At 38.6% G+C, this 2,506-nt stretch carries 1 protein-coding gene; it reads right to left on the bottom strand.

Annotated features, from left to right (window positions below):
- Nucleotides 1–452: 452 nt before the first annotated feature.
- Nucleotides 453–2,506 (bottom strand): DNA translocase FtsK (locus tag RT405_RS12155; protein ID WP_313470025.1); only part of this gene is annotated, 2,054 nt, incomplete at its 5' end.

Here is a 2,506-nt window from a genome sequence, read left to right as displayed (position 1 = left end):
ATTTTGCTGCAGAATCTGAAGAAGCTGTATCTGAATCACTTGATCCACAGGCTGCTAATGTCGCGCCTGAAACTAATCCTAAAGCTAAAAGACTCATAAAATTGCGTTTTTTCATTAAAAAAACCCCCAACATTTTTTTAGTGCGAATAAATTACCATTCATTCACCCTCAATAAGTATAGTACCATCTTTAATCTATAAAATAAACAACAAAACGATGATTGCAAACGTTTTACTCAAAAATTGTTCACTTTTTAATCTCCTTCTCATCTAAGATAAAAGACCTTGTTAAAACAGGAATAGGCCAAACAACATTTAGAGCTGAAGCTGGTGCAATTCTAACAAAGTCGATACCGGATTTTCTTTTTGTAAGTCTCCGAGAACAACTGTGCAAATAAGCAAAAAGAGATAAGCATTTGTCTCATCTCTTCTCACTCTTTCTTTTTACTTTATTTAAATCCCTGCATTTTCTTCTTCAGGATTACCAGGTACTTCTGTGATGTTTACTTTTCTTGGCTTGCTTCCTTCTGAAGGTCCTATTATCCCCCGCATCTCCATCTCGTCAATCAAACGAGCGGCTCGATTGTATCCAATTCTAAAACGTCTTTGCAATAAAGAAATACTGGCTGTCTGCATTTCCACAATCATTTGGACAGCTTCATCGTATACTTCGTCTTGGACTTCGCCACTGACAGATTCCGGTTCATCAACAGGCATCATTTCCTCTACGTAGTTGGCTCCCTGTTGATCTGTAACATAGGAAACGACACGTTCTACTTCATCGTCTGAAATAAACGCCCCTTGTACACGGACCGGTTTGTTTTCTCCCATTGGCAAGTAAAGCATATCTCCTCTTCCAAGAAGTTTTTCAGCTCCGCTGCTATCAATGATCGTTCGTGAATCCGTTCCGCTTGAAACGGCAAACGCAATACGTGAGGGAACGTTTGCTTTAATGATACCTGTTATAACATCGACACTTGGCCGTTGTGTAGCTAAAATCATATGGATTCCAGCTGCTCTTGCCATTTGTGCCAAGCGTATAATGGCATCTTCGACTTCATTACTTGCTACCATCATTAAATCAGCCAACTCATCTACAACAACTACAATAAAAGGAAGTGTGGGATGATTCGCCCCCTCTTCTAGGTTCTTTTCTAATACGAACTGATTGTATCCGGTAATGTTCCGCTGACCGCTGGCAGCAAAAAGTTCATACCGTTGTTCCATTTCAGCAACTACTTTTTGTAGAGCCTGTGCTGCTTTCTTAGGATTTGTGACAACAGGCGTCAATAAATGCGGGATACCATTATAAACATTCAATTCTACCATTTTAGGATCGATCATCATTAATTTCACTTCGTTTGGTTTAGCTTTCATCAACAGACTAGTAATGATTCCATTAATACAGACCGATTTTCCGCTTCCCGTTGAACCCGCTACTAATAAATGGGGCATTTTAGTTAAATCAGCCATCGCCACATTGCCTGAAATGTCTCTACCTAGTGGTACTTCTAAAAGTTTCTCGTTGTTTTTCACTTGCCCTTCGATGACATTACGAAAAGCTACTAAACTCACTTCACTATTTGGCACTTCTATTCCAATAAACGGTTTTCCCGGAATCGGAGCTTCCATTCGGATGTCTTTCGCTGCTAACGCTAGTGCTAAATCATCGCTTAAACTCACTATCTTGCTAACTTTTACGCCAACAGCTGGTTGAATCTCATATTTAGTCACAGCCGGTCCCAAATTAGCTTTGGTTACTTTAGCATCTACACCAAAACTTGCAAAAGTTTCTTCTAGTTTTTTTACATTTTGTTGAATTAACGTATATTCATTTGTTTGGTCCGTCTCTTTTATTTCATCTAGTAACGTAACTGGCGGAAGCTGGTAATCTGTATTTTCAACTTCCATTTTAATTTCAAAATCTAAATTATTTTCATTGGCCGGCTCTTCTTCAACTGCTCTTTTTTTATTCTGTTCATCTGTTTGTACCCGTCTTTGGTAACTGTCGATTTCTAATTGCTGCTGCTCGACATGATCGGTTAGTTCATTATTCTCTATTTGTCCTGCTTGTTCTTTTTTTAAGGATCTTTTTTCAGGTTTTAACGTCCTCTTGTTCGTTTCCTTATCCATTACTGAGGAGGTTTTATTTTTTTCTTTCAGTTTCTGCCATTCTCGAATCCTAGCTAAAATTGCAGCAAAGAATGACTGAACAGCTTGACTGACCTGTTTAACTGCGCTTCGTATCATCTCCATAAATTTTTTAAAAGATAAGTCAAAAATAAAAAAGAACCCGATAAACCAAAAAATGCCAACTAACAAATACGTCCCCCATTGAGAGAATAGGAAATAACTGGCCGCATATAAAACTGCTCCAATCAGCCCGCCGCCTAAAGACTGAACAATTTCATTCTTAGCCATGTCCGTCATAAAAAAACGCAAGGTTGCTGAGATCACATTTAAATCTGAGTGAATAATGGGAGCAAACAAGCGAGCATGCAGCAACA

The sequence above is a fragment of the Carnobacterium sp. genome, from assembly GCF_032094055.1.
Lineage (GTDB): Bacteria > Bacillota > Bacilli > Lactobacillales > Carnobacteriaceae > Carnobacterium_A.
The sequence above is the reverse complement of the archived record's forward strand: the minus strand, read 5'-3'. Positions and strand labels throughout refer to the sequence as shown.